23 protein-coding genes and 1 pseudogene are annotated in these 26,514 nt (G+C 60.3%); 8 read left to right on the top strand and 16 right to left on the bottom strand.

Features of this window, described 5'->3' with window-relative positions:
- Window positions 1-9: 9 nt before the first annotated feature.
- Entirely contained in the window at window positions 10-930 is a 921-nt protein-coding gene (locus tag ACM6I6_RS06310) for a TauD/TfdA dioxygenase family protein (RefSeq protein ID WP_414919611.1), read from the bottom strand.
- 183 nt (window positions 931-1,113) lie between these two features.
- Between ACM6I6_RS06310 and ACM6I6_RS06305 the strand changes: the two genes are divergently transcribed.
- Window positions 1,114-2,034: a LysR family transcriptional regulator gene (locus ACM6I6_RS06305; protein ID WP_274075055.1), complete on the top strand. Its 921-nt coding sequence runs from the start codon at window positions 1,114-1,116 to the stop codon at window positions 2,032-2,034.
- Window positions 2,035-2,129: 95 nt separating this feature from the next.
- Here ACM6I6_RS06305 and ACM6I6_RS06300 read toward each other — a convergent pair whose 3' ends face one another.
- Window positions 2,130-3,143, bottom strand: a complete 1,014-nt coding sequence (locus ACM6I6_RS06300; protein WP_323608074.1) for an ABC transporter substrate-binding protein — start codon at window positions 3,141-3,143, stop codon at window positions 2,130-2,132.
- 398 nt (window positions 3,144-3,541) lie between these two features.
- Between ACM6I6_RS06300 and ACM6I6_RS06295 the strand changes: the two genes are divergently transcribed.
- Genes ACM6I6_RS06295 through ACM6I6_RS06285 form a run of 3 tightly spaced genes read left to right on the top strand, consistent with a single transcriptional unit; the run spans window position 3,542 to window position 7,577 of the window.
- On the top strand, window positions 3,542-5,140 hold the full coding sequence (locus tag ACM6I6_RS06295; protein ID WP_414919610.1) for an ABC transporter permease: 1,599 nt from the start codon (window positions 3,542-3,544) through the stop codon (window positions 5,138-5,140).
- Window positions 5,137-5,952, top strand: a complete 816-nt coding sequence (locus ACM6I6_RS06290; protein WP_414919609.1) for an ABC transporter ATP-binding protein — start codon at window positions 5,137-5,139, stop codon at window positions 5,950-5,952. The genes ACM6I6_RS06295 and ACM6I6_RS06290 overlap by 4 nt, the downstream gene beginning before the upstream one ends.
- A gap of 14 nt (window positions 5,953-5,966) precedes the next feature.
- A complete protein-coding gene (locus ACM6I6_RS06285; RefSeq protein ID WP_414919608.1) occupies window positions 5,967-7,577 on the top strand; it encodes an arylsulfatase in 1,611 nt (536 codons plus the stop codon).
- 132 nt (window positions 7,578-7,709) lie between these two features.
- On the opposite strand, the gene ACM6I6_RS06280 is transcribed toward ACM6I6_RS06285, so the two are convergent.
- Window positions 7,710-8,783 (bottom strand): fatty acid desaturase, encoded by a 1,074-nt coding sequence (locus ACM6I6_RS06280; RefSeq protein WP_414919607.1) that lies wholly within the window; start codon window positions 8,781-8,783, stop codon window positions 7,710-7,712.
- Between the two features lie 100 nt (window positions 8,784-8,883).
- Here ACM6I6_RS06280 and ACM6I6_RS06275 point away from each other — a divergent pair, with 100 nt between their 5' ends.
- Window positions 8,884-9,888: an AraC family transcriptional regulator gene (locus tag ACM6I6_RS06275; RefSeq protein WP_274075049.1), complete on the top strand. Its 1,005-nt coding sequence runs from the start codon at window positions 8,884-8,886 to the stop codon at window positions 9,886-9,888.
- On the opposite strand, the pseudogene ACM6I6_RS06270 reads toward ACM6I6_RS06275, so the two are convergent.
- The 4 genes and pseudogenes from ACM6I6_RS06270 to ACM6I6_RS06255 all read right to left on the bottom strand — a co-directional run bounded on the left by ACM6I6_RS06270 (window position 9,889) and on the right by ACM6I6_RS06255 (window position 12,583).
- Window positions 9,889-11,120 (bottom strand): annotated as a pseudogene (locus ACM6I6_RS06270) (type II toxin-antitoxin system HipA family toxin).
- Window positions 11,113-11,361 carry a helix-turn-helix transcriptional regulator gene (locus ACM6I6_RS06265; protein WP_323608078.1) on the bottom strand — a complete coding sequence of 83 codons (249 nt, stop codon included), beginning with the start codon at window positions 11,359-11,361 and terminating at the stop codon, window positions 11,113-11,115. The pseudogene ACM6I6_RS06270 and the gene ACM6I6_RS06265 overlap by 8 nt, the downstream one beginning before the upstream one ends.
- 112 nt (window positions 11,362-11,473) lie before the next feature.
- Window positions 11,474-11,839, bottom strand: a complete 366-nt coding sequence (locus ACM6I6_RS06260) for a response regulator (protein WP_274075046.1) — start codon at window positions 11,837-11,839, stop codon at window positions 11,474-11,476.
- Between the two features lie 57 nt (window positions 11,840-11,896).
- Entirely contained in the window at window positions 11,897-12,583 is a 687-nt protein-coding gene (locus tag ACM6I6_RS06255; protein ID WP_274075045.1) for a Crp/Fnr family transcriptional regulator, read from the bottom strand.
- 84 nt (window positions 12,584-12,667) lie between these two features.
- Here ACM6I6_RS06255 and ACM6I6_RS06250 point away from each other — a divergent pair, with 84 nt between their 5' ends.
- Entirely contained in the window at window positions 12,668-13,189 is a 522-nt protein-coding gene (locus tag ACM6I6_RS06250) for a DUF962 domain-containing protein (protein ID WP_414919606.1), read from the top strand.
- Between the two features lie 89 nt (window positions 13,190-13,278).
- Here the strand turns inward: ACM6I6_RS06250 and ACM6I6_RS06245 are convergent, their stop codons facing one another.
- From ACM6I6_RS06245 to dibA, 6 genes are all read right to left on the bottom strand, one after another.
- Window positions 13,279-14,268, bottom strand: coding sequence for a sulfate/molybdate ABC transporter ATP-binding protein (locus tag ACM6I6_RS06245; RefSeq protein WP_274075043.1), 990 nt, complete (start codon window positions 14,266-14,268; stop codon window positions 13,279-13,281).
- A 3-nt stretch (window positions 14,269-14,271) separates the two neighbouring features.
- Complete coding sequence (cysW, locus tag ACM6I6_RS06240; protein ID WP_274075042.1) at window positions 14,272-15,144, bottom strand: sulfate ABC transporter permease subunit CysW; 873 nt, start codon at window positions 15,142-15,144, stop codon at window positions 14,272-14,274.
- Window positions 15,145-15,157: 13 nt separating this feature from the next.
- Entirely contained in the window at window positions 15,158-15,976 is an 819-nt protein-coding gene (gene cysT, locus ACM6I6_RS06235; protein ID WP_034148416.1) for a sulfate ABC transporter permease subunit CysT, read from the bottom strand.
- A gap of 69 nt (window positions 15,977-16,045) precedes the next feature.
- Entirely contained in the window at window positions 16,046-17,059 is a 1,014-nt protein-coding gene (locus tag ACM6I6_RS06230; RefSeq protein ID WP_414919605.1) for a sulfate ABC transporter substrate-binding protein, read from the bottom strand.
- 81 nt (window positions 17,060-17,140) lie between these two features.
- Window positions 17,141-17,323, bottom strand: a complete 183-nt coding sequence (gene oscA / locus ACM6I6_RS06225) for a sulfur starvation response protein OscA (protein ID WP_274075040.1) — start codon at window positions 17,321-17,323, stop codon at window positions 17,141-17,143.
- Window positions 17,324-17,512: 189 nt separating this feature from the next.
- Window positions 17,513-19,417 carry a phosphodiesterase DibA gene (gene dibA, locus ACM6I6_RS06220; RefSeq protein ID WP_414919604.1) on the bottom strand — a complete coding sequence of 635 codons (1,905 nt, stop codon included), beginning with the start codon at window positions 19,415-19,417 and terminating at the stop codon, window positions 17,513-17,515.
- Between the two features lie 146 nt (window positions 19,418-19,563).
- Here dibA and desA point away from each other — a divergent pair, with 146 nt between their 5' ends.
- Both desA and ACM6I6_RS06210 read left to right on the top strand, forming a co-directional pair.
- On the top strand, window positions 19,564-20,748 hold the full coding sequence (desA, locus tag ACM6I6_RS06215) for a delta-9 fatty acid desaturase DesA (protein WP_274075038.1): 1,185 nt from the start codon (window positions 19,564-19,566) through the stop codon (window positions 20,746-20,748).
- A 148-nt stretch (window positions 20,749-20,896) separates the two neighbouring features.
- Window positions 20,897-21,883, top strand: a complete 987-nt coding sequence (locus ACM6I6_RS06210) for a sensor domain-containing diguanylate cyclase (protein ID WP_323608081.1) — start codon at window positions 20,897-20,899, stop codon at window positions 21,881-21,883.
- A 109-nt stretch (window positions 21,884-21,992) separates the two neighbouring features.
- Here the strand turns inward: ACM6I6_RS06210 and ACM6I6_RS06205 are convergent, their stop codons facing one another.
- From ACM6I6_RS06205 to gabD, 3 genes are all read right to left on the bottom strand, one after another.
- A complete protein-coding gene (locus ACM6I6_RS06205) occupies window positions 21,993-23,207 on the bottom strand; it encodes an HDOD domain-containing protein (protein ID WP_406591398.1) in 1,215 nt (404 codons plus the stop codon).
- 137 nt (window positions 23,208-23,344) lie between these two features.
- Window positions 23,345-24,622, bottom strand: a complete 1,278-nt coding sequence (gabT, locus tag ACM6I6_RS06200; protein WP_274075035.1) for a 4-aminobutyrate--2-oxoglutarate transaminase — start codon at window positions 24,620-24,622, stop codon at window positions 23,345-23,347.
- A gap of 200 nt (window positions 24,623-24,822) precedes the next feature.
- Window positions 24,823-26,265, bottom strand: a complete 1,443-nt coding sequence (gabD, locus tag ACM6I6_RS06195; protein ID WP_046815380.1) for an NADP-dependent succinate-semialdehyde dehydrogenase — start codon at window positions 26,263-26,265, stop codon at window positions 24,823-24,825.
- Window positions 26,266-26,514: the final 249 nt, after the last annotated feature.

Raw genomic sequence — 26,514 nt, 5'->3', positions numbered from 1 at the left:
GGCGTCCGATCAGACGCCGCCAATATCCGGCCCCTTCACCGTCTGACTACGCTGCCCCGCCACTCCCACCGGCACCTCCCCCTTGAGCGTCACACGCCGCACCACGCGGTCCTGGGTACCATAGTCATCCACCGCGTAATGCTGGGTGGAGCGGTTATCCCAGATCGCCACATCACCGACCTGCCAGCGCCAGCGCACGGTGTTTTCCTGGCGGATGACGTGGCTTTGCAACAGGCCGAACAAGTGCGCCGAATCGGCCTGGGAGTAACCCTTGATGCGCTTGACGAAATGTCCCAGCAGCAAGCTTTTCTCGCCGCTGATCGGGTGCACGCGCACCACCGGGTGCTCGGTCTCGTAGACGGTCGAAGTGAAGATCTTGCGGTAGCGCTCCAGCTTCTCCTCCGACACGTCCGGCTTGCCGCCTGCGTAGTCGTACTCGTTGCTGTGCACCGCCACGAGTTTGTCCGCCAGCTCGCGCAGCTCCGGCGCCAGTTCGTTGTAGGCCGTGGCGGTGTTGGCCCACACGGTGTCGCCACCGAAAGCCGGTGCCACCACCGAGCGCAGGATCGAGGCTTTTGGATAGGCGTCGACGAAGGTCACGTCGGTGTGCCAGGAGCTGGCACGCTGGCCTTGGGCGCCGTCCAGTTCCAGCAGGAAACGGGTGCCGTCGCGCACCGGCACGGTCGGGTGCGCCACGGGTTCGCCGAGTAGATGAGCGAAGGCTTCCTGACTCTGATCGTCGAGGTGGGTCTGCTCGCGGAAGAAGATCACTTTGTACTGCACCAGCGCCTGCTGGATCGCTTCGACGGTGCTGGCATCCAGTTCACCGGAGAGCTTCACGCCACGAATTTCGGCACCGATCCGACCGGCCACCGGATGGATTTCAAGCGCGTGAACAGCGGGTTTTACGGCTAAAGCGGCATTGCTCATGGGTAGACCCTCGATCGGACTGCTGACGGTTGAGCGGCAGCGAAACAACGCTCTATCTATATTCTATTTAGATCTAATAGATATTCACATGCTTCGTTGACGGAATAAGAGCTTGCATTTAAAACCTCAACCAACCCTCGTCGCAAATGCCTTCGAGCTATTTTTAGGATGCCGGGAAAGCATATGGATCTTCGCCAGTTGCGCTACTTCATCGCCCTCAACGAACACCGCAGTTTCGTCCGTGCGGCGGACGCCATGGGCATCACTCAACCGGCGTTCAGCCGCAGCATCCAGGGGCTGGAACAAGAGTTCGGCTGCGTGCTGGTAGACCGTGGCAACAAGGATCTGCGCCCGACACCCGAAGGCCTGGTGGTGTTGCAACATGCTCGCAGCCTGGTGCAAGGCGCGGCATTGCTCAGCGCCGAAGTGACGCAGATGACCAAGCTTGATGCCGGTGAGTTGCGCTTCGGTTGCGGACCCGCCCCGGCGGTGAAACTGGTGCCGGATGCGGTCGCGCAATTCATCAATGCCCACCCGAAAGTGCGCACCTGTTTCGAAGTGGATAACTGGGAAAAACTCAGCCGCGCGCTGAGCCGCGAAGAGATCGAATTCTTCATCGCCGATATCCGTCATTTCGAAGCCGACCCGAACTTCCAGACCCAGGCCCTGACGCCCAAGCGCGGGGTGTTTTTCTGCCGTCCCGGGCATCCGCTGTTGGCCAAGGAAAGCCTGTCGACCAACGACATGTTCGACTACCCGCTGGCGACCACGCTGATTCCGCCGGGCATCCGCAAACTGCTGGCGAACCTCAGTGGGCGCATGGATTTTTCCCCGACCATCGAGACCGAGCATTTCCCGGCACTGGTGAAAATCGTGCTGCAGTCGAACGCGATTGGGGTGGGCACAGAGGAAGCATTCGTCGAGGACATTGCCCAGGGTTCGCTGGTGCTGTTGCACTGGCGCAATCTGCCGCAGAACATCGAAAGCATGAATGCCCGGTGCGGGATTGTCAGTCGCACAGGGTTCAGGTTGTCGCCGGCGGCGCGGGCGATGATCGAGATGTTGGTTGCCGTCGACAAGCAGGAGATCGCAGTCGCGGTTTGATGGCCTCATCGCTGGCAAGCCAGCTCCTACAAGGACGCGGCGATCCCTGTAGGAGCTGGCTTGCCAGCGAAGGCGTCGGCTCTGACACCAACGATTCAGAGCTTGGCAGCAGCCAACTCAGGCACCACCCAATCGCTCACCTTGAACGCCTTGCGAATCAGCTTCTGCTGCGAAGCCAGATCCACCGCATCCTGCAATTTACCCAGGAACACCGGATCCAGGGTCGACGGGAAAACCTCGCTCAAATTCTGGTCCTTCAAATCTTCGGTCAGAATCACCGATGGATAACTCGCGAGCCCCGACACCAACTGAATGTACGCCTCCTTGTTGCTGTCCTGAGTCAGCCACTGCACCGCCTGCTGCTGGGCCTTGAGCAATTTCGTCACCACCTCGGGATGCTCATCGACAAACTTGCCGTTGCCCACCAATACGGCCTGAACACTGCCCGCGCCGCCAAGATCCTTGGTGTTCAACGGCAACTCGGCCAAGCCCTTGGCTTGCAACGCCGTCAAACTTGAACCACCCCACGACGCATCGATCTGTTTGGCGGCGAGTGCCGCAACCGCAGCGTTGAAATCCAGGTTGATGACTTTCAGATCCTTCTCGCTCAACCCCTGGCTGGCCAGCGCCGCATCGAACGACAACTGGCTGGCGGTGCCGCGAAAGATCGCCACGCGCTTGCCCTTGAGGTCCTGCAGGGTCTTGATCCCCGAACCCGGCACCACGCCGAGGTAATGCTTGACCCCGCGCGCCGAGGCACTCAGCACCCGGGTATCCAGGCCATTGGACTTGCCGATGATCGCCGCCAGGTCGCCCAGATACGCCAGGTCGACCTGATCGTTAGCGAAGGCTTCGTTGATCACCGGGCCCGCGCCCTTGAAGAAATTCCACTGAATCTTGATGCCCTGGTCAGCGAAGGCCTTTTCGTAGATCTGTTGATCGCGCAGCACGTCCACCACGCCGCCTGCACTGTGTTGAGTGCCGGCGCTGAGGTCGGGTACGGCGATGCGGATTTCCTTGAGTTCGGCGGCCTGGGCGGTGAATGCCAGCAAGCCCGCCAAGGCCGGAACGGCGATCAGGCTGATGACGCGTTTGAAGGGAATGTTCATGGGTGCGGCTCCTGGGGCGACGGCGTTGAGGAGCTGAAAGTAGGCTGAATCGTGACCTACACTTAAATACTATAAATTCACATTTTTATATCTTTTAGAGCTAAGTGAGCCAGTACGGGGCGCTTGGAGCGATATGCATGAGCAGCATCGAAAATATTCTTCGAATGCATTGGATGCGTATTGGCTGGAGGCCTTAAATGGTCCTGCTTATCTCCCAATAGAATTGATTTGAATTTTTATAGAACAATTTTGCATACAACCTAAAACCCTGTGGGAGCGGGCTTGCTCGCGAAGGCGATGGATCAATCGATAAGTCATTGCCTGACACGCCGTCTTCGCGAGCAAGCCCGTTCCCACAAAAGGCAGGCCGTATTGCAACCCGACAACGGAGGTCGTCCATGGCCCGTGTTTCCCTTCTCAGCCTGCCGCTGGCAGCGCCGCCGCTCAACGGCCGGCGGTTATGGCCAACACTGAACCAACGCCTGTTGCCTTGGCTGCTGCCCCTGAGCCTGTTCGCACTGTGGTGGCTGGCCAGCCGCAATCAGTGGATGAGTGAACAGATCCTGCCGCCGCCTTCGCTGGTCTGGAACAGCGCGCTGGAGCTGTCCCACGGCGAGTTGTGGAGCCATTTGTGGATCAGCCTGCAACGTCTGTTCTGGGGGCTGCTGGCGGGGATCGCGGCGGGTGCGATATTGGGCGCGGCGCTGGGTTTCAGCCGCACACTGGAACGCCTGGTGTTCCCGACATTCGCCGGGTTGGCGCAAGTCCCGACGCTGGCGTGGATTCCACTGTTCATGGTGTTTTTCGGCATCGGCGAAGTGTTGAAACTGGTGGTGCTGATCAAGGCCATCGTGGTGCCGGTGACCCTGCACACGTTGGTGGGCGTACGTGATGCACAACCCAAATTGCGGGAAGCAGCCGCGGTGCTGCGCCTGCCGCCACGCTTGTTGATCCGCCGCCTGGTGCTGCCCGCCGCCTTGCCGGCGTTCATGGCCGGTGTGCGCCTGGCACTCGCCGCTGGGTGGACCTCATTGCTCGCCGTCGAACTGCTCGCCTCCAGCGAAGGCATCGGTTACCTGATGGTCTGGGCGCGGCAGTTGTTCATGCTCGACATCGTGTTTGTGTGCATCGTGGTGATCGGCTTGATCGGTGTGGCCATGGATCGCGGCATCGGCCTGCTGGACAAAAAACTGGTGCACTGGCCGCACCCGGCCACGGCCGAAATTCGCCGTGGCCCTAAATATCAAGGTTGGCAACGCCTGCAGCCCTGGTTGCTGCCGCTGGCGTTGCTACTGCTGTGGCAACTGGCGACGAATCAGCAATGGGTGGACGCCAACATTCTGATCAGCCCGCTGACAGTGCTGGAGACCACTTGGGACGGTTTACTCGACGGCACGCTGATCAGCGGCATGGCGCTGAGCCTGGGGCGCACCCTTGGCGGTCTATTGCTCGGCGGCGGCCTCGGTTTTGCGCTGGGCTTGCTACTCGGACTTTCTCGCGCCAGTGAACGAGTCCTCGGCCCAACCCTCGCCGCGCTGCGCCAGATCGCGATTTTCGCATGGGTGCCGCTGCTCACCGCCTGGTTCGGCCTTGGGGAACTGGCCAAGTGGGTCTTCGTCGCCCTCGCCGCGTTTTTCCCGTTGTTCATCGCCACCCAACGCAGCGTCGCCAACCTCTCGCCACAACTGAACGAGGCCGCCCGAGTGCTGCGTCTGAATCTGCGGCAACGCCTCGCCCGCCTGGTTCTGCCGGGCGCAGCGCCAGGGATTTTCGCCGGCCTGAGGCTGAGCCTGATCTACGCCTGGCTGGGCACCATCGGCGCCGAATATTTCATGCCGTCCAACGGCGGCATCGGCAGCCAGATGATCGGCGCCCAACAACTGCTGCGAATGGACCTGATCATGGCCGGCATGTTGCTGGTCGGCCTCACCGGCGCCCTGCTCAACCTCATTGGCCAACGCCTCGAAACCCGCGCCACCCGCTGGAGACACGCATGAACGCACCCATCGTCAGCTTCAACCACGTAGGCAAAACCTTCGACGTCGACGGCTTTGAACTGGAGGCCATCCGCGAATTCAACCTGGACATTGCCGAGGGCGAATTCGTCGCGATTGTCGGCTCCAGCGGCTGTGGAAAATCCACGTTGCTGCGGCTGCTGGTGGGCCTCGATACGCAGTTTCGTGGGCAGATCAGCGTCGACGGCCAAGCCGTCACCGGCATCGACGGCGAACGCGGCATCGTCTTTCAGGAGCACCGCCTGTTCCCCTGGCTGACGGTGGCCGACAACATCGGCCTGGGCCTGGTCAACGAGCCGTTGAGTGCTGAGCAAAAGCACAAGCGCATCAGCGATTTCATTGATCTGGTGGGCCTGCGCGACTTCAGCCGCGCTTATCCACACCAGCTCTCCGGCGGCATGGCGCAACGGGTGGCGATCGCTCGCGGCCTGGTGGCCAGCCCACGGATTCTGCTGCTGGACGAACCCTTCGGCGCCCTCGATGCCCTGACCCGCCAGCAGATGCAGGACGAACTGCTGGCGATCCGTGCGCGGGCCAAAATCACCACGATTCTGGTCACCCACGATGTCGAGGAAGCGATTTTCCTCGCCGACCGCGTGGTGGTGATGGAGCCGCGTCCCGGGCGCATCAAAAAAGTGGTCGACATCGCCCTGCCCCATCCGCGCCTGCGCAGCAGTTTCGACTTCCACCAGCTGCGCGAAGAGCTGCTGCACGAACTCACCAGCGACGATCACTACCAACCGCCCGTGCCGGTGCAGGTGCGTGATTTGCCACTGTCTTTCATTGCCTGCTGAACAGGAGATTCTTGATGCCGCAACGTCCCAACTTTCTGGTGATCCTGGCCGATGACCTGGGCTTTTCCGATATCGGCGCATTCGGCGGAGAGATCGCCACGCCGAACCTCGACGCCCTGGCCAACAACGGCCTGCGCCTGACCGATTTCCACACTGCACCGACCTGCTCGCCGACGCGTTCGATGCTGCTGACCGGCACCGATCACCACATCGCCGGCATCGGCACCATGGCCGAAGCCCTGACCCCGGACCTGATCGGCAAGCCTGGTTACGAGGGCTACCTGAACGATCGCGTCGCCGCCTTGCCCGAGCTGCTGCGCGAGGCCGGTTACCAGACGTTGATGAGCGGCAAATGGCACCTGGGCCTGACCGCCGAACTGGCGCCCCATGCCCGTGGTTTCGAGCGTTCGTTCTCGCTGCTGCCGGGCGCCGCCAACCATTACGGTTTCGAACCGACCTATGACGAACACACGCCGGGCCTGTTGAAATCCACCCCGGCGCTGTACATCGAAGACGATAAATTCATCGACGAACTGCCGAAGGATTTCTATTCCTCCGATGCCTTCGGCGACAAGCTGCTGCAATACCTCAAGGAGCGCGATCAGACCCGGCCGTTCTTCGCTTACCTGCCGTTTTCCGCGCCCCACTGGCCGTTGCAAGCGCCTGCGGAGGTGGTCGAGAAATACCGCGACCGCTATGACGCCGGTCCCGAAGTGTTGCGCCTGGAGCGCCTGGAAAAACTCAAGGCCCTGGGGCTGATCGAGGCGGATGTCGAGCCGCATCCGCTGATCCAGCTCAGCGCCCAATGGGACGCCTTGAGCGACGAACAACGGCAGATTTCCGCACGGGCCATGGAGGTGTATGCGGCGATGGTCGAGCGCATGGACTGGAACATCGGTCGCGTCGTCGACTACCTGCGTAACCAGGGCCAACTGGACAACACGTTCATCCTGTTCATGTCCGATAACGGCGCCGAAGGTGCGCTGCTGGAAGCCTTCCCGAAGTTCGGCCCTGAGTTGATGACCTACCTCAACCAGCATTACGACAACAGCCTGGACAACATCGGCCGCGCCAATTCCTACGTCTGGTACGGGCCGAACTGGGCGCAAGTGGCGACCGCGCCTTCGCGGCTGTTCAAGGCGTTCACCACCGAAGGCGGGATTCGGGTGCCCGCGCTGGTGCACTACCCGCAACTGCCGCTCAAGGGGCAGATCAGCCATGGGTTCGGCACTGTGATGGACATCACGCCGACCATTCTCGACCTCGCCGGGGTGCGCCATCCGGGCAAGCAATGGCGCGGTAAGCCAGTGGCACCGTTGCGCGGCAAGTCGTGGCTGGGGTTTCTATCGGGCGAAACGGCGCAAGTGCATGACGAGCACACCGTGACGGGTTGGGAGTTGTTCGGGCGGCGGGCGATTCGCCAGGGGCAATGGAAAGCCGTCTACATCCCGGGGCCGGTGGGGCCGGCGACCTGGCAGCTTTATGATCTGGGCAGCGATCCGGGGGAGATTCATGACCTGGCGTTGAGTCAGCCTGCCAAGCTCAACCTGTTGATCGAGCATTGGCAGAACTATGTGGATGAGACCGGGGTGATACTGAGTGAGTCGCCGTTTCAGCCGGATTGAGGTTGCCTCAACCGGCCTCTTCGCGAGCAAGCCCGCTCCCACACTTGATCTCGGTTGTTCACAAATTTTGCGAACGCTGAAGATCCACTGTGGGAGCGGGCTTGCTCGCGAAGGCGTCCTCTCAGTCAACCATTAAGCCTGCGCCGCACGCACCTCTTCTCGCGCTGCAACATCCTTACGCACAAACCGGTTCGCCCGCGCAAACGTCCCGAAATCATTGAACCGCACCCCCATCTCACGCATCACCTTATGCGCCACCGGCACGGTCAACTGGCGGATGTAGAACGGTTCCTTCACCACAAAATGATGAATCCCATGGCTGCTGCCGAAGTTGAAGCAGAACGCCTGCAACGGCCACAGCCACCGGGCATTGAGCACCTGGCACTGCTGCATCACGTTGCCGGGCTCGATGTCGCCGTAGTAGTGCATGTTGGAGCTGATGAAGTGCAGGCAGAAAGTGCGCAGCACGTTCGGGCCGATGATCACCACTGCGGCGATATCGATCACGTTCATCACCGACAGCGTGGTTGCCGACCACTCGATCGGCGTGCCCATCAGGTAGGCGATGCCGTTCGCGGCGTGGAAGCCGAGAAACACGTACCACGCGCCCCAATGCATCAGCGCCAGTGGCGCGTAGACTTTCAGGGTGCGGTGGATGATGCTGAACTTGTGCGCCCAGGTCTTGGCCCGCAGCATGCGAATGAACGATGACATCATGTTGTCGCCAATCATCAACAACCGCGCGAAGCCCCAAGGCTCGCCGTTGGTGATGGCGCGTTCTTCCATGTCGGTCTCGGAGCCGGACACCTTGTGGTGGTTGAGGTGCAGGTGACGGCGAATCCACGGATTGATCGTGCTCGGGCGCGCCAGCCACACCAGCCCCATCATCAGGTTGTGCGGCACCCGCTGCTTGCGAAAGTACATGCTGTGAATCAGGTCGTGCTCGAGTTCGTGGGTCAAGGAAGCGAAAAATGCGTTGAGCAGCAAACACACCCACCACGCCATGTAACCCTCGATGTAGAGCACCGCCGAACCGATCATGCCGACCAGTGCGAAGGCCAGAATGCCTGCGCCCAAGGCGTCCTGATGATTGAGAACCGGGTAGCGCTGGCGAAGTTCGACACCCTTGGCCAGCACCACTTGGCGAATATGTGCAGATCGCTGAGCAGCATTCAGTCGCTGGGGACTTGCAGAAGTACCTTGCATGCTTCCATCCTCTGGTTATTGATGTTCGCATCCTGCCCGCTTCATATGCCTGGAGCGGTAGCCGAGAACGCCAACCTGTTGACCGGAAGCGCCAATCAGCATGACTGAACCGACCTCCCTCGCCAGCTGGACCCGCGCCCTGCGCAAGCAACTCGACGCCCTGGGCCTCGACAGCACTGCCCTGTGCCAGCAAGCCGGGCTCGATCCGCAACTGATGGACGACCCCAACGCCCGTTATCCGTTGTCCGGAACCACGCGCCTGTGGGAAATCGCGGTGCAGGTCAGCGGCGACCCGGCGATCGGCTTGCGCGTCTCGCGCTTCGTCAGCCCCACCACCTTTCACGCACTCGGGTATGCGCTGGTGGCCAGCGGCAGCCTGCGGGAAGTCTTCGAACGCATCGTGCGTTATCACCAGGTGGTCAGTGACGCCCTGGAACTGGAACTGACCCGCGGCGAAGACCGCTACTGTTTCCACCTGAGGATTCCGCCAGGCAATCCGGCCCCGGCCTATGAGGCCATCGACGCCTTCGTGGCGATTTATGTGCGCACCTGCCGCAACCGCCTGGGCCGCGACTATGCACCGCTGGCGGTGTACTTGCGTCGTCCTGAGCCGGCGGACCCGCATCAATGGCACAAGGTCTTTCGCTCACCGGTGTATTTCGCCACCGGGGAGGATCGGTTGGAGTTCGCGCTGGCGGACTTTGACAGTCACCTGGACGACGCCAACCCGGAACTGGCCGAACACAACGAAGCCGTGCTCAACCGCACCCTGGCGCAACTCAAGCCGCTGACCTGGGAGCGCAAGGTCCGCGACGCCATCGAAGAGCAACTGCCGGAAGGGGAACCCAGTGCCGAACACATCGCCAAGGCACTGCACCTGAGCCTGCGCAGCCTGCAACGGCACCTGGCGGATGAGGGTTGTCGGTTCGATACGCTGCTCAACGAAAGCCGCGAAAACCTGGCGTTGCTGCACCTGCGTGATCCGCAATGCTCGTTGAGCGAAATCAGCTATTTGCTGGGGTTTGCCGATACCAGCAGTTTCAGCCGTGCGTTCAAGCGCTGGACGGGGATCACGCCGGGGCAGTTTCGCGATGGGTTGCGCTGATCAGCTCTTCACAAGACTGCGGGCCATACCTGATTTCCACTGTTCCATCAGCGCTTCGCCAACGCTCGCAAAGTGACGATTGCCCTTGATGTGGTCCGCCATCTCCGTCATTGCCATGTCCATGCCATGTGCGACTTGCTGCAACAGCTCATTACAGCGTCCCTCGGTCAGATTGCAGGCCGACGGCCAAAGCGCATCAGCATTTTGTACTTGGGCCATGCTTTTGACCCGCCTAGCAACAACGCCATACTGTCGTTCTTGATGTAGACCGAAGTGGTCACGATGTCGTAGGCGGGAGCGAGGTTGATTTGCGCATCCGTACCACAATCCTCGTACAGCACACCGAAGTTCTTGAGGTGAGCATCGCCATTTTTCAGGCCGGACGAGAGCGCAACAATCTTGAAAAAAGACTCCAACGCATGGTTGAGCAATGGCGGGGAGACGAATGCTCTTATCTGCCTTGCGGCACCTTCGTATGAACCATCGTATTTAGCCTTCGAAGGCCAGGCATTCAGGACGCAGAAATCCTCGAACCCCAAGTAACCTCGCTCATTCAGATCGAAACGTTCGACGACCAGGAATTTGCCATGTTCGCTAAGTTCGAACTTCGGGACTTCAAGGCCCGAGTGCAAGGCGGCCCGCATGCAAAAATACTCGTTGGCCGCAAGCTCAGGGTATTCCTCGGGACGGAAGGACTTGAGCAGGTGCGTCGCGCCTCGATGAGTCAACCGGTCGACAGTCGTCGCACTATCACGGACAAGCACCTTGGGCTGCACGCCGGAGACGCCCGAGTATTGGCCATACGTGCGCAATAAATCATCGAACAAACCTTGCGCACCGTCGTGAACCAGCAGGTCCGCGAGGCTGGTTTCGGGTGGACGGTCGCTCGCATCCTGCGCGTTTGCAATTGCCACTCGACCGAGCTGGTACGGACCAACGATCGCCAGCATCGTAAAATCATCGAAACCCCTGACCGCTTTACTGAACCGACGAACCAACTCTTCGCGCAGAGCTCCCTCTGGCAAGTTCATTTCGAAAATTGGCGGAACACCTCGTTCCCACGTGTAGCTTTCGAGACGAGCCGGCATGGTCAACGAAACCGCGTTTTCTTCCTGCGTGCTGTCGGCATAGGTAAAAACCGAATCACTGCGCGACTGACCACGCCCGAGCGTGCCGGCCACGGCTCCCGAGACACTGATATATAGCCGGTCCTGCTCCTGCGGCTCAGCCATGGAAGTTTGCCTTCTTCAGAGAGTCCAGCGTTGGACGCTGCGCCTGACGAGGCACGGCGATGAGCTCATAGCCGAACCCGTTGAGGATCGCCTCAACCTTGCGCAGACCGATTTCGGAGATCGTGTTGTTCTCGATTCCAGAAATCGTGGAGCGGCTCATTCCGTACTGTTTTCCCAGTGCCTGCTGGGAAAGCTTTTGCTCTTTACGCAGTGAGCGGATCAGTTCACCAAGGTTTTCCATTTATCGACCTGCATCGTATACCGTGCAAAGCACCACGAAATGTGGAATATGCATTGTATTTAGTGCAGTTTAAAGACTAAGTCCAGCTGGTTTTTTACAGCGCCTGAAAACTTCAGCGCCCCTGACCCCGCCGCAACAACTTGCGCACCCGCGCCACCAGTTCACTCACGGCAAAGGGCTTGAGCAGGTAATCATCCTCGTGCAACTCCAAGCCGCGCAGGCGATCCTCGATACCATCCTTGGTAGTGAGCAGGAGCACTGGGGTCTCACCGAGCTTGCGGATCTGTTGCAGCAACTGCCAACCATTGAGCCCAGGCAGCATGACGTCGAGGATGATCAGCTCATACTCGCCCGCCTCGATGAAGCGCCGGCCGTCCATACCGTTGACTGCCACATCCACCGCATAGCTCGCTTCGCTCAGGCCATCGGCCAGATGCCTGGCGAGTCCGGGTTCGTCTTCCACTAGCAATACACGCATGGCACACCTCGATTGTCGTTCCGACAGGCTAGGCGCGTTTGCGGGTAAAGCCCACCATTAAACGGCAACTAACGCCCGCAACCGCTGAACATCGAGGATTTCAATTTCGCCATACCCCAGATTCAATATCCCCTGCCCCTGCAAATCCTTGAGGATCTGGTTGGTGGTCTGCCGTGACAGCGACAACATCGAAGCAAGCTGCTCCTGCGGCAACTGCAGGACGCGGCGTGGTTCGTCGATTTCGCCGTACCCTTCGGCGATCATCAGCAAGCGATGGGCCAGCCGCACCGGGGCCGGCATCAGGCTCAGCTGTTCGAGATTGATGAAGGTCAGGCGCAGTTTCTGACTCATCAGCAGCGCCAGTTGCCGCCAGTACACCGGCTGTTCATCGAGCAACGTGAGCAGGGCGATATGCGGTATGTGCAACAGCGTGCACGGGCCCAGTCCAAAGGCGTCGTGGGTACGCGCCTGGCCATCGAACAGGCAGATTTCGCCAAACCAGTGCGGCGCTTCCACCAGGCTCAGCAACGCCTCTTTGCCCTGCTCGTTCACGGCGCCTATACGCACCGCGCCTTCGAGCACCGCGTACAGGCCACAGGGCGGATCGCCGCGCTGGAACAGGCGCTGACCGGCTGATAAGCGCCGCACCCTGGCGGCGTCCAGCAGACTATCCTGTAGGGAAGCAGGCAAATGGCTGAACCATTGGCCGCGCAACAGGCGTGGCCGCCAGTCCTGCATATCCATGAAAACTCCTAGAGATTGTCGCCTGGCTGACAGAGCAATGAATGGCCCCGAGGCATGATCGTGCACCCTACAGGAGGAACAACAATGAAAAAAAGCCTCGTTGATCATCTAAGTCAATACGCCGCCTACCACCGTGATCCGCGCAACATTGCCACCCACTTTGTCGGCATCCCGTTGATTGTGGTGGCGGTGGCGGTGTTGCTGTCTCGTCCGCAATGGGCTGGGGGTTGGCTTTCACCGGCGGTGCTGGTCGCGCTGGCGTCGGCGTGGTTCTACGTGCGCCTGGAGTTGCGCCTTGGGGTGTTGATGACGGTGTTGCTGGGGCTGTGCATTTGGGCGGGCCAGGTCCTGGCGCAGCAAAGCACGCTGGTCTGGTTGAGCAGTGGCGTGGCGATGTTTGTGATCGGCTGGGCGATCCAGTTTGTCGGTCACCACTATGAAGGGCGCAAACCGGCGTTTGTCGATGATGTGACGGGGTTGATTGTCGGGCCGTTGTTTGTGGTGGTTGAGTTGGCGTTTTTGCTCGGGTTGCGGCATGAGCTGAAAGAGCAGATCGAGGCGCGGGCGGGGGGTGTGCGGGTCAATCCAAACAAAGCGGCGGCCTGAGCGGATCTGTAGGAGCTGGCTTGCCGGCGAAAGCGGTGTGTATGACACACCGCGTCATCGTTGATCGCTGGCAAGCCAGCTCCTACAGGTCAGAGGTTGGCGACCTTCTGCCAGACCTTCGGCTTGAAGAACAGCGTCTCGCCCTTGGCCAACCCGATCAGGCTGTCGTGATCCTTGACCACTTCGGCTTCGATCAGATCACTCTGGCCTTCGACCTTCAGCGTCACCCGCGTCGTCGCACCCAACGGACGGATATCGCGCACTTGCGCGGCGTGGTGATCTTCCAGTTCATGGCGCGACAGCGACACCTCGTGCGGACGGAACAGCACATGATTGTCTTCGCCCAGGTGCAGACGGTTCGAATCACCGAGGAAGTGATAAACGAAATCGCTGGCTGGATTTTCGTAGACGTCACCCGGTGCGCCGATCTGCTCGATCACGCCCTTGTTCATCACCACGATGCGGTCGGCGACTTCCATCGCTTCTTCCTGGTCGTGGGTCACGAAAACGGACGTCAGGTTGATGTCTTCGTGCAGACGCGCCAACCAGCGACGCAGCTCTTTACGAACCTTGGCGTCGAGGGCGCCGAAGGGTTCGTCGAGCAGCAGCACTTTCGGCTCCACCGCCAGGGCACGGGCCAGGGCGATACGCTGACGCTGGCCACCGGACAGTTGTTCCGGATAACGATCCGACAGCCAATCCAGCTGCACCATGTTCAGCAGTTCGTGCACCTTGGTCGCGATCTGGCTTTCGCTCGGGCGCTGGTTTTTCGGCTTCATGCGCAGGCCGAACGCGACGTTGTCGAACACCGTCATGTGGCGGAACAAAGCGTAGTGCTGGAACACGAAACCGACGTTGCGATCACGCACGTCGTGGCCGGAAACGTCTTCGCCGTGGAACACGATATTGCCCTGATCCGGGGTTTCCAGGCCGGCGATGATCCGCAGCAACGTGGTCTTGCCGCAGCCCGACGGGCCGAGCAGCGCGACCAGTTCGCCGCTCTGGATGTCCAGGCTGATGTTGTCCAGGGCCTTGAACGCATTGAAATTCTTGCTGACGTTACGCACTTCGATCGACATGAATTATTCCTCCGCGGCGCTGGCGCGCAGGCGGTTGATACGGTTTTCGCTCCACTGCTTGAGCAGCAGGATGAAGAGCGCCAGGATCAGCAACAGGCTCGCCACGGCGAACGCGGCCACGTGGTTGTATTCGTTGTAGAGGATCTCGACGTGCAGCGGCAAGGTGTTGGTCACCCCGCGAATGTGCCCGGAAACCACCGACACCGCACCGAATTCACCCATGGCCCGCGCGGTACAGAGCACCACGCCGTAGATCAGGCCCCATTTGATGTTGGGTACGGTGACGTGCCAGAACATCTGCCAGCCATTGGCCCCGAGCAAGCGCGCGGCCTCCTCTTCCTGGGTGCCCTGCTCCTGCATCAGCGGGATCAGCTCACGGGCCACGAACGGCACGGTGACGAATATCGTCGCCAGCACGATGCCTGGCAAGGCGAAGACGATCTGGATGTCGTGGTCCTGCAACCACGGGCCGAACAGGCCCTGGGCGCCGAACATCAACACATAGACCAGGCCGGCGATGACCGGCGATACCGAGAACGGCAGGTCGATCAGGGTCACCAGCATGCTCTTGCCGCGGAACGAGTACTTGCTCACGCACCACGCGGCACTGACGCCGAACACCAGGTTCAACGGCACCGAAATCAGTACGGCAATCAACGTCAGCTTCAGCGCCGACAGTGCGTCGGGTTCGAAGATCGCGGTGAAGAACGCACCCAGGCCGTTTTTCAAACCCTGGGACACCACGATGAACAGCGGCAGCAACAGGAACAGCGCAAAAATCAGCCAGCCAAGGCCGATCAGGATTCGCCGCGAGGTCGCGCTGCCACGGCGGGCAGCGTTGGCCGAAGAGGCGGCAGCAATAGACGATTGGGACATTGTTCGCGCCTCCCTATGGGGTTTCGATGCGCCGCTGCAGCAAGTTGATCAGCAGCAACAGAATGAAGGAAACCACCAGCATCAGTACACCAATGGAGGTAGCGCCGGTGTAATCGTACTGGTCTAGCTTGACCATGATCAGCAGCGGCAGGATCTCGGTTTTCATCGGCATGTTACCGGCGATGAAAATCACTGAACCGTACTCGCCGACCCCGCGGGCAAAGGCCAGGGCAAAACCGGTCAACCAGGCCGGAAGCAATGCCGGCACCAGGATATGACGGAACACCTGCAACGGTTTTGCACCCAGGCACGCCGCCGCTTCTTCCACTTCACGGGGAATATCGGCCAGCACGGGCTGTACGGTACGTACTACGAATGGAAGTGTCACAAAAGTGAGGGCAAGGGTGATGCCCAAGGGGGTGTAGGCGATCTTGAAACCCAGATCCGCCGCAAACTGACCCACCAGGCCGGTTGGGGTGTACAGCGCGGTCAGCGCAATACCGGCCACGGCGGTGGGCAATGCGAAGGGCAAATCGATCATCGCATCGATGATTTTGCGTCCCGGGAAGGTATAGCGCACCAGCACCCAGGCCAGCAGCGTGCCGATGATGCCGTTGATGATCGCCGCGTACAGGGCGGTGCCGAAGCTCAGCTTCAACGCCGCCAGCACCCTTGGCGCCGAGATGATTGCCCAGAACTGATCCCAGGTGAGTTGAGCGGCATGCACGAACATCGCCGCCAGTGGTATGAGCACAATCAGGCTGAGGTACACCAAGGTGTAGCCCAGCGTCAGCCCGAAGCCGGGTATGACGGGGGAGATACGACGCGACATAAAAGTCCCTGGTTGAGAATGCACAAAGCCTCGAATCGCGATTCGAGGCTCCTTGATGGCTATTTAAGATTACTGCGCCTGGTAGATCTGGTCGAATACGCCGCCGTCGTTGAAGAATTTCGGCTGCGCGGTTTTCCAGCCGCCGAAGTCTTTGTCGATGGTCACCAGGTCCAGTTTCGGGAACTGCTGGGCGTATTTGGAGGCAACATCCTTGTCCCGTGGACGATAGAAGTTTTTCGCCGCAATTTCCTGGCCCGCCGGGCTGTAAAGGTGCTTGAGGTAGGCTTCGGCGATCTGCTCGTTGCCCTTCTTCTCGGCGTTCTTGTCGACCACCGCCACTGGCGGCTCGGCAAGGATCGACAGCGAAGGCACGACAATTTCGAACTTGTCGGCGCCGCCATCTTCTTTCAGGGCCAGGAACGCTTCGTTTTCCCACGCCAGCAACACGTCACCCTGGCCGTTGTTGACGAAGGTAATGGTCGAACCGCGAGCACCGGTGTCCAGCACTGGCACGTGCTTGAACAGGGTTTGCACGTATTCCTTGGCCTTGGCTTCGTCACCGCCATTTGCTTTCAGGCCATAGGCCCAGGCGGCGAGGAAGTTCCAGCGCGCACCGCCTGAGGTTTTCGGGTTCGGGGTGATCACCGACACGTCGTTCTTGACCAGGTCGCCCCAGTCCTTGATGCCTTTAGGGTTGCCCTTGCGCACCAGGAACACGATGGTCGAGGTGTACGGCGTGCTGGCTTCCGGCAGACGCTTCTGCCAGTCCGCCGGCAGGGTCTTGCCGAGTTTGGCGATTTCGTCGATGTCTCCGGCCAGGGCCAGGGTCACCACGTCGGCGCGCAGGCCGTCGATCACCGCCCGGCCCTGTTTACCCGAGCCACCGTGGGATTGCTGGATTTTCACGCTGTCGCCGGGATTACTTTTCTTCCAGAAATTGACGAATTCAGCGTTGTAATCCTGGTAGAGCTCGCGGGTCGGGTCGTACGACACGTTGAGCAGTTCGTAATCCTTGGCGACCGCAGAACCGGCAAACAGGGCACTGGCCAGGGCGGCCAAAGCGAAATGGCGAATCGACGACATGGTGAAAGCTCCTGGAATTCTAATTGTGTTGGCTATTTCTTATGGATTTCTGGGATCGCGGTGTCGGCTCAAAAAATCGCTTCAGGCAGGTTTGTTGCCCGGTTGCTGCAAGCGGAATTTCTCTTTTCGTTCTATCTGAACCACCTGGGCGTTGTGCACGGTGATTTCCACCGCGCCAAAACGCAGATCGCGCAGGGCGCTCTGGATTTCGCGCAGGATGGTTGCTTCGTCCTGGCCGTCAACGCTACGTAGAGATGCGCTCATGGTGCTGCTCCTTCGACTTAGAGGTTGCCTGGCAGTGGCGGCACTGCTTGCGGCGTGAGACCAATAGTAGAGAGGCGCGGATATTCTTAAAAAGACTATTTAAGAATGTTTATATAACCAGAAGACATTATTTGGCGGGACAAGGGTTTGCGGCGTTGAAGATCAAAAGATCGCAGCCTGCGGCAGCTCCTACAGCGTCCAATCCAGCTCCGTTGCTGGCACCGGCCGCCCAAACCAGTAACCCTGCCCCAGATCACTGCCATGCTCGAGCAGAAACGCCGCCTGTTCGACCTGCTCGATGCCCTCGGCTTGTACCTGCAGGCCCATGCTCTGTGCCAGGGCGATGATGACCCGCACAATGGCTGCGTCGTCCTCGTCCCTCGGCAATCCGGCGACAAAACCCTGGTCGATCTTGAGTTTCTGTACCGGCAAGCGCTTGAGCCGCAACAGCGACGAATAACCCGTGCCGAAATCATCGATGGCCAGCCGCACACCCAATTCCCGTAGCCGGTGCATGTGCTCAAGCGCGACCTCCGGATCTTCCATCACCGCGCTCTCGGTGACTTCCAGCTCCAGGCAGTCCGGGTCCAGGCCGGTTTCGCGCAGCACCTGAGCCACTTGCTGGTACAGCTCGCGGCCGGCGAACAGTCGCGATGAAACATTCACCGCGACAAACGACAGCTTCACGCCCGCCTGTTGCCACTGGCACATCTGCTGGCAGGCCTGGCGCATCACCCAGGCATCGATCCGGGCGATAAGCCCGGTTCGTTCGGCCACCGGAATGAATTGCGCCGGAGACACCAGACCGCGCTGCGGATGCTCCCAGCGCACCAGCGCCTCTACGCCGACCAGGCGACCACTCTTGAGATCGTGAACTGGCTGGTAAAACACCCGCAGCTCGTCTTGTTCAAGGGCCCTGCGCAGTTCAGAAGCGGTCTCGACCCGCTGCCGGGCCTGGGCCGTCAACGCTTCGGTGTAAAGGGCATAGCCATCACGCCCGCCGCTCTTGGCCTTGAACAGCGCCGAGTCGGCGTTGCGCAATAACTGCTCGGCACTCAAGGCGTCACTGGGGAACAGGCTGATACCGATGCTGGCGTTGATGAACAGCCGATGCCCGTGGATATCGAAAGGCTCCTTGAGGCCCTCGATGATCCGCTGGGCCAGCGCCGCGGCCTGCATCAATTGCGGACAGCTCTCGGCCAGCACGGCGAACTCATCACCACCCAGGCGCGCAAAGGTGATTGCGGGGTCGAGCATCGCAGTCAGGCGTTCGGCCACCGCCTTGAGTACTTGGTCACCGATCGAGTGCCCAAGGCTGTCGTTGATCATCACGAAGTGATCCAGATCGATCATCAGCAACGCGCAACCCCGCTTGTGGATCTGCGCCGACGCCAGGGCATGCGTGGCACGGTCGGTGAACAGCAGGCGATTGGGCAGGCCGGTAAGCGGATCGTGATGGGCCAGGTGCCTCAGTTCGTTTTCCGAGTCCTTGATGGCGCTGATATCGGAAAATACCGCCACGAAATGACTGCAACGCCCCAGGTCGTCGTGAATCATGCGAATGGTCTGCCATTGCGGATAGATTTCGCCGCTTTTGCGCCGGTTCCAGATTTCGCCGCTCCACTCGCCGACGCTGTTGAGGGTGGCGAACATCGCCTGATAGAAGGCCGGTGGATGATGCCCTGACTTGAACAGACTGGGTTGATGCCCCAGCACTTCTTCACGCTGATAGCCGGTGATCGCCATGAAGGCGCGGTTCACATGCACGATCAGCCCCTGGTGATCGGTGACCAACACGCCTTCACGGGTGCAATCGAACACGGCGGCCGCCTGGCGCAGACGCTCGCGGTCTTCACTTCGTTCGGGCAATTTCGCGTCGACACCCAGGCAACGCAACAATCGCGTCCGGGCCATGAAGATCAAGCCGGCGCTCACCACCACCCAGGCATAACCGTTGATCAGTTGCCAGCGTAAGCGCTCGGCCGAGTTATCGAATAAACTGCTCAATAAATAGCCACTGAACAGCATCCAGATGACGGAAATCAGCAGGTAGAGCAGCGCTGCACGCACGGCATCGCGATAACTGGCAGACATAAGGCTGTCCATGTCCCTACGAAAAAGTCGGGATTATAGTTTAAAGACACATCCTGCCACTCTTATCTGAAAGGGCGACTGGTTTTATCTGTCCGCTTGGTGATAATGCATCGGCTGTTTTTTCTTTTTCGAGGGCCCAATAGCCTATGTGGTACCAAGGTTTTCTCGGCTTGTCGCCCTGGTCTCTGGTGGCAGTCACCTTGCTGATGACCCACGTCACGATCATCGGCGTCACGGTCTATCTGCACCGTTACTCAGCCCATCGCTCGCTTGAGCTGAATGCTGGCCTGAAACATTTCTTCCGCTTCTGGCTGTGGCTGACCACGGCGCAGAACACTCGCGAGTGGACCGCCATCCATCGCAAGCATCACGCCAAGTGCGAAACCGTCGACGACCCGCACAGCCCGGTGATCAAGGGTTTGTCCACCGTGCTGCGCAAAGGCGCCGAGTTGTATCGCGCCGAAGCGGAAAACCCCGAGACACTGCGCATCTACGGCAAGAACTGCCCCGATGACTGGATCGAACGCAACGTCTACACCCGCTTCCCACTGCTGGGCGTGGCGATCATGGGCGTTATCGACCTGCTGCTGTTCGGCACCATCGGCATCACCATCTGGGCCATCCAGATGATGTGGATCCCGGTGTGGGCCGCCGGCGTGGTCAATGGCCTGGGCCATGCCGTCGGCTACCGCAACTTCGAGTGTCGCGATGCAGCGACCAACCTGGTGCCCTGGGGCATCCTGATCGGTGGTGAAGAGCTGCATAACAACCATCACACCTACCCTAACTCGGCAAAACTGTCGGTGAAGAAGTGGGAGTTCGACCTGGGCTGGGCCTGGATCCAGGTGTTCAGCTTCCTGCGCCTGGCCAAGGTCCAGCGGGTCGCGCCGATTGCCCACCGCGTCGAAGGCAAGGGCAACCTGGACATGGACACCGCGATGGCGATCCTCAACAACCGCTTCCAGATCATGGCCCAGTACCGCAAGCTGGTGATCGGGCCGTTGGTCAAGCAAGAGCTGGAAAAGGTCGATCACTCGGTGCGCCACCAGTTCCATCGCGCCAAGCGTTTGCTTTCGCGGGAAACCAGCCTGCTGGACGACAAGCACCACGTTCGTATCCAGACCATGCTCGAACACAGCCAGGCGCTGAAGGTCATCTACGAGAAACGCCTGGCCTTGCAGCAGATCTGGGTCAAGACCAGCTCAAATGGCCACGACATGCTGGCCGCCATCAAGGATTGGGTACACGAAGCGGAAGCCAGCGGGATTCAATCCCTGCGTGACTTTGCCGATCAGTTGAAGACCTATTCCCTGCGCCCAAGCGCTGCCTGACACCGTTGATCGGTGCGCCCTTTAGCAGGGCGCACCCTTCGGAACTTCGCTACAAATCCCTTATCTCAAAGACACTTCGCCATCCTGGCGGGCTTGAACGTGGCCGCTTCGAACCTGGAGCGACGCACGCCCTTTGAGATTTGTGTCGATGGTCAACAATCAACAAGACTCATCCCCTGTGCAGTGGCCCGAGGCCGCGCAAACCCTGATGGCGCTGATGCACGCCCAGGGCGAGGTGGCGCGCCTGAGCGAGCGTGAACAGCTGTTCAGCACCTTGCTGGTGAGCGTCAACGCGGTGCTGTGGGCATTCAACTGGGAAACCCGTCAGGTGCTGTATGTCAGCCCTGCCTATGAGCGGATTTTCGGCCGCAGCGCCGACCTGCTGCTGGCCGACTACAACCAATGGCGCGACAGCATTTACCCCGACGACCTCGAGTACGCCGAGCGCAGCCTGGCGGACGTGCTGGTCAAGGGCGCCGTTGAAGATCGCGAGTACCGGATCATGACCGCCGACGGGCAGCTGCGCTGGCTCAGCGACAAGTGCTTCATCAACCGTCAGGCCGAGCCTGGTCAGCCGGTGATCATTGTCGGCATCGCTGAAGACATCACCGACAAGAAGCAACTGGAGTCCGAACTGCAACGGCTGGCGACCACCGACGCCCTGACCCGCAGCAGCAACCGCCGGCATTTCTTCGAAGGTGCCGAGCAGGAATTCGAACAGGCGCGACAACAGGGCACGCCGCTGTCGTTCCTCATGCTGGACATCGATGATTTCAAGGTGATCAACGACACCTATGGCCACCAGGAAGGCGACAACGTGCTGCAGCACATTGCCGACAGCGGCCGCGCGGCGCTGCGCCGCGGCGATCTGTTCGGGCGCATTGGCGGCGAGGAATTCGCCGCGGTGTTCCCCGGTTGCACGCCGCAGATGGCCCTGCAGGTGGCTGAGCGCGTGCAACGGGAGATTCAGAGCCTGAGCTTCAACCATGATGGCCAGACGTTCGGCATCACCGTCAGCCAGGGCCTGACCAGCCTTACGGCCGAGGATGAAAGCGTGGAAAACCTGTTTGCCCGGGCGGATGCGGCAATGTACGAGGCCAAGCGCCAGGGCAAGAATCGCATCATCACCGCCTGAACGGCACGGTCCCTGTAGGAGCTGGCTTGCCAGCGAAAGCGGCGTACCTGACTCACCGCGCTGTCTGGATTCGCTGGCAAGCCAGCTCCTACAAAGGGCGGTGTAAGGCTTATTTCTTGCGCATCCTTACCAACTCCGGCAAGCCAATCCTCAGCAACCGCGCCGTCCGGCTATTGGCCAGCGTCTCAAGGCCCTCATGCTCGTTCAGGCGCGCCAGTTGCGCCGCCATGTTCATCACCAGGGCTTCACGGGAGTAAACCCCGCCACCGAGCTGGTAAGCGGCTGCAATCAGCTGTCGCAGCTCCAACGGCAGACGCCAGCGGGTGCGCAACGCCGAACCGTAGGCGGCACTGAACTCGGCCAATGCCTCGCCCACTTGCTCCTGCTCGTCCAGTTCGCCACCGGCCTGTTTCCATTCCTGCAAACAGCGCAACAACGCCAGGTCGCCCAGTCGATGCAGCATGCCGGCGCAGTAGCAACGCGCCTGGTCCAGGTCCAGCAAGCGCGCCAGCGTTCGCGCGTACTCGGCGGTGTGCAGCGACAAATCCCAGTAACGCTCGGCATAGTCCGCCAGCTGCGGATCGCTGAGCCGAGCACTGCGCTTGAGCGTCAGGCCCAGGATCAGGTTCATGCTTTGCCCGGTGCCCAACCGGTGCAGGGCCTGGCTCAGGGTCTGCACAGCGGTGCCATGGTGCTGGGCGGCACTGTTGGCGGCGGCGATCAGCACGGCGGTAACCTGTGGATCGGTGCGGATCTCGTCTTCCAGCACCGTCAGATCCAGGCCGTTGGGGTTGAGGCTTCGTTTGACCGCCACTTGCACGTCAGTCATCAGCGGCGCGCCCTCCGCCAGCTCGCGGCGGCGCTCAAGGAACACCGGCAAGGTCATGCCTGGCGCCAGCGCCGGCACTTCGCACGACACCTCTTCCCCAGCGTTGAGCAGCAACACCTGCAGGCGCTGGGTCAGGCTGGCCATGTTCAGGGGTTTGGTCAGGTAAGCAGCAGGGGCCAGCGGCAAGGCCTCACGCACGCTCGCACTGTCGTTGCGGCTGCTCATCAGAATGAACGGCAACGGTGGATTGCGTTTGCGCTGACGCACACTGCGCAACACATTCAGGCCATCGACGCCTGGCAACCCCCAGTCGGCGATGACCAGGTCGTAAGGGTTTGACGCCAGCAACTCCAGCGCCTGCTGACCATCGGCACACAAATCCAGCCGTGCATCGCAGCGAACGTTCAACAACACTTCCTTGAGCAGATCCCGGGACCACGGGTCGGCCTCGGCGATCAACACTCGCGGAATCGCGGGTAAAATGACGACTGTCATACAGCTCTCCCTGGCAATCCGTGAACCTTAAGCCAAAGCCGGCCACCGGATACAGCGCTAATACGCGGGTTGTGTTTTCGGGGGTATGAAAAAACCCGCCGAAGCGGGTTTTTTGTGAAGCAGGTCACACTCGGTGATCAGAGCTCGGAGAAGCACTCTTCGATGATCGCCAGGCCTTTGTCCAGTTGCTCGTCCGGCGAAGTCAGCGGTACCAGGACGCGCAGAACGTTGCCGTAGGTGCCGCAGGACAGCAGGATCAGGCCCTTGTCGCGAGCCTTGGCCACAACGGACGCTACAGCTGCAGCGTTCGGCTTGTGGCTGTCGCCGTTTTCGAACAGCTCGACCGCGATCATCGCGCCCAGGGCACGCACTTCACCGATCACCGGGTACTTGGCCTGGATGGCTTTCAGGCCAGTCACCAGACGCTCGCCGACTGCCTTGCAGCGGTCCAGCAGGTGCTCTTCTTCGAACACTTCCATCACGGCCAGGGCCGCGGCGCAAGCGATCGGGCTACCGGCGTAGGTGCCGCCCAGGCCGCCTGGAGCGATGGCGTCCATGTATTCGGCCTTGCCGCACACACCGGCCAGCGGGAAGCCGCCAGCGATGGATTTGGCGAAGGTGGTCAGGTCGGCAGCAACGCCCATCTGTTCCATGGCGAAGAACGTACCGGTACGGCCAGCGCCAGTCTGTACTTCGTCAGCGATCAGCAGGATGCCGTGCTGGTCGCACAGGGCACGCAGACGCTTCATGAATTCTTTCGGCGCGACGTAGAAACCACCTTCGCCCTGAACCGGCTCGATGATGATCGCGGCGATGTCTTTTGGCTCGGCATCGTTCTTGAAGATGCGTTCGATGGAAGCGATCGAATCGTCGATGCTCACACCGTGCAGTTCGTTCGGGTACAGCGCGCGGAAGATGCCGCCTGGCATCAGGCCCATGCCGGCCGAGTAAGGCACGACTTTACCGGTCAGGCCCAGGGTCATCATGGTGCGACCGTGGTAAGCGCCGGTGAACGCGATCACGCCGGCACGGCCAGTGGCGGCACGGGCGATCTTGATCGAGTTTTCCACGGCTTCGGAGCCGGTGGTGACCAGCAGGGTTTTCTTGGCGAAATCACCAGGCACCTTGGCGTTGATTTTTTCGCACACTTCTACGTACGGTTCGTAAGCCAGTACCTGGAAGCAGGTGTGGGTCAGCTTGTTCAGCTGCTCGGTCACGGCCGCGATGATTTTCGGGTGCACGTGGCCGGTGTTCAGTACAGCGATACCGCCAGCGAAGTCGATGAACTCACGACCTTCAACGTCGGTCACGGTCGCGTTCTTCGCGGATTCGGCGAAAATCGGGTGAATCTGGCCAACACCACGTGGAACAGCATTGGTACGGCGGGCCATCAAATCAGCGTTAGTCTTGCTCATTACATTCCTCATTCGCCGCTCATCGGTCGGCGTGGTTCAAGGATTAAGCGGTGGGGAGGTAACTGAGGCAGCATGCGATGATCGACTGCCACAGCTTTCCCGACCACAGAGAAAATTCCGGTTTGAAGCAGCGCAAAGGGACAGCGCTCTCGTGCCCTTTGCGCTTGAAGCAATGCCCTGCTGGGCTTATCCCTTCGAGCTTAGATGCCCAGGCAGAGGTATTTGATTTCCAGGTAATCTTCGATGCCGTACTTGGAGCCTTCACGGCCCAGGCCCGAGGCCTTGATACCGCCGAACGGCGCGACTTCGTTGGAGATCAGCCCGGTGTTGACGCCGACCATGCCGTATTCCAGGGCTTCAGCCACACGGAACACACGACCCAGGTCGCGAGCATAGAAGTACGAGGCCAGGCCGAACTCGGTGTCGTTGGACATCGCGATCACGTCGGCTTCGTCTTTGAAGCGGAACAGCGGCGCCAGTGGGCCGAAGGTTTCTTCCTTGGCCACGGCCGCGTTGTTCGGCACGTTGGTCAGGATGGTCGGCTCGAAGAAGTTACCTTCCATCGATTTGCCGCCGGACAGCACCGTGGCGCCTTTGGCAACGGCGTCGGCAATGTGCTCTTGCACCTTGGCCACGGCTTTTTCGTCGATCAGCGGACCAGTGGTGGTGCCGTCTTCCAGACCGTTACCGATCTTCAGCTTGGCCACGGCCACTTTCAGTTTCTCGGCGAACGCGTCGTAGACCGAATCCTGAATATACAGGCGGTTGGCGCAGACGCAGGTCTGGCCGTTGTTGCGGTACTTGGAAATGATCGCGCCTTCGACGGCCTTATCCAGGTCCGCGTCGTCGAACACGATGAACGGCGCGTTGCCGCCCAGTTCCAGGGACACTTTCTTGATGTCCTTGGCGCATTCCGACATCAGCTGGCGACCGATTTCGGTCGAACCGGTGAAGGAGAGCTTGCGCACGATCGGGTTGCTGGTCAGCTCGCTGCCGATGTCGCCGGCGCTACCGGACACCACGCTGAACACGCCAGCCGGGATGCCCGCACGCTGGGCCAGTTCAGCCAGGGCGAATGCCGAGAACGGAGTTTGCGAAGCAGGCTTGAGCACCATGGTGCAACCGGCGGCCAGGGCCGGGCCGGCTTTACGGGTGATCATGGCAGCCGGGAAGTTCCACGGGGTGATGGCAGCGGTCACGCCGATAGGCTGCTTGATCACGATCAGGCGCTTGTCTGGCTGGTGGCCCGGAATCACGTCACCGTAGATGCGCTTGGCTTCTTCGGCGAACCACTCGATGAACGATGCGGCGTAAACGATTTCGCCCTTGGCTTCGGCCAATGGCTTGCCCTGCTCCAGGGTCATCAGGCGAGCCAGGTCGTCCTGGTTCTCGATGATCAGCTCGTACCAGCGACGCAGCTTGTTCGCACGTTCTTTGGCGGTCAGTGCACGCCAGGCCGGCAGCGCTTTGTCAGCGGCTTCGATTGCACGGCGGGTTTCGGCAGCGCCCATTTTCGGCACGGTGCCCAGAATTTCGCCCGTTGCCGGGTTGTTGACCTTGATCGTCTGACCATTGTCCGCATCAACCCAAGCGCCATCGATGAAGGCTTGCTGGCGGAACAACTGGGTGTCTTTAAGCTGCATGTCGGCTTTCCTTAACAGCACCGCGGCAGGCGCGGAGCAAATTATGATTGTAGAAAGGCGCCTCAGTAGGCTGCCGTCAGGGAAATCATTCACCGGGCTGAAGCACATAAATAGCGCACTGATTCAAATCGTGCGGTTCAGCACCCAGACAAGAGCGTTTGAAATCTCAAACGAATCCTAGGATCAAAGGGGGTAAAGGACAATAGGCCGTTCGAAAAAAAGAACGAAAACCTCTTTTTTGCTGCAAAT

The sequence above is a fragment of the Pseudomonas sp. IT-P218 genome, from assembly GCF_949767605.1.
Lineage (GTDB): Bacteria > Pseudomonadota > Gammaproteobacteria > Pseudomonadales > Pseudomonadaceae > Aquipseudomonas > Aquipseudomonas putida_AE.
Note: the sequence above shows the minus strand (reverse complement) of the source record. Positions and strands in the feature narration are given on the sequence as shown.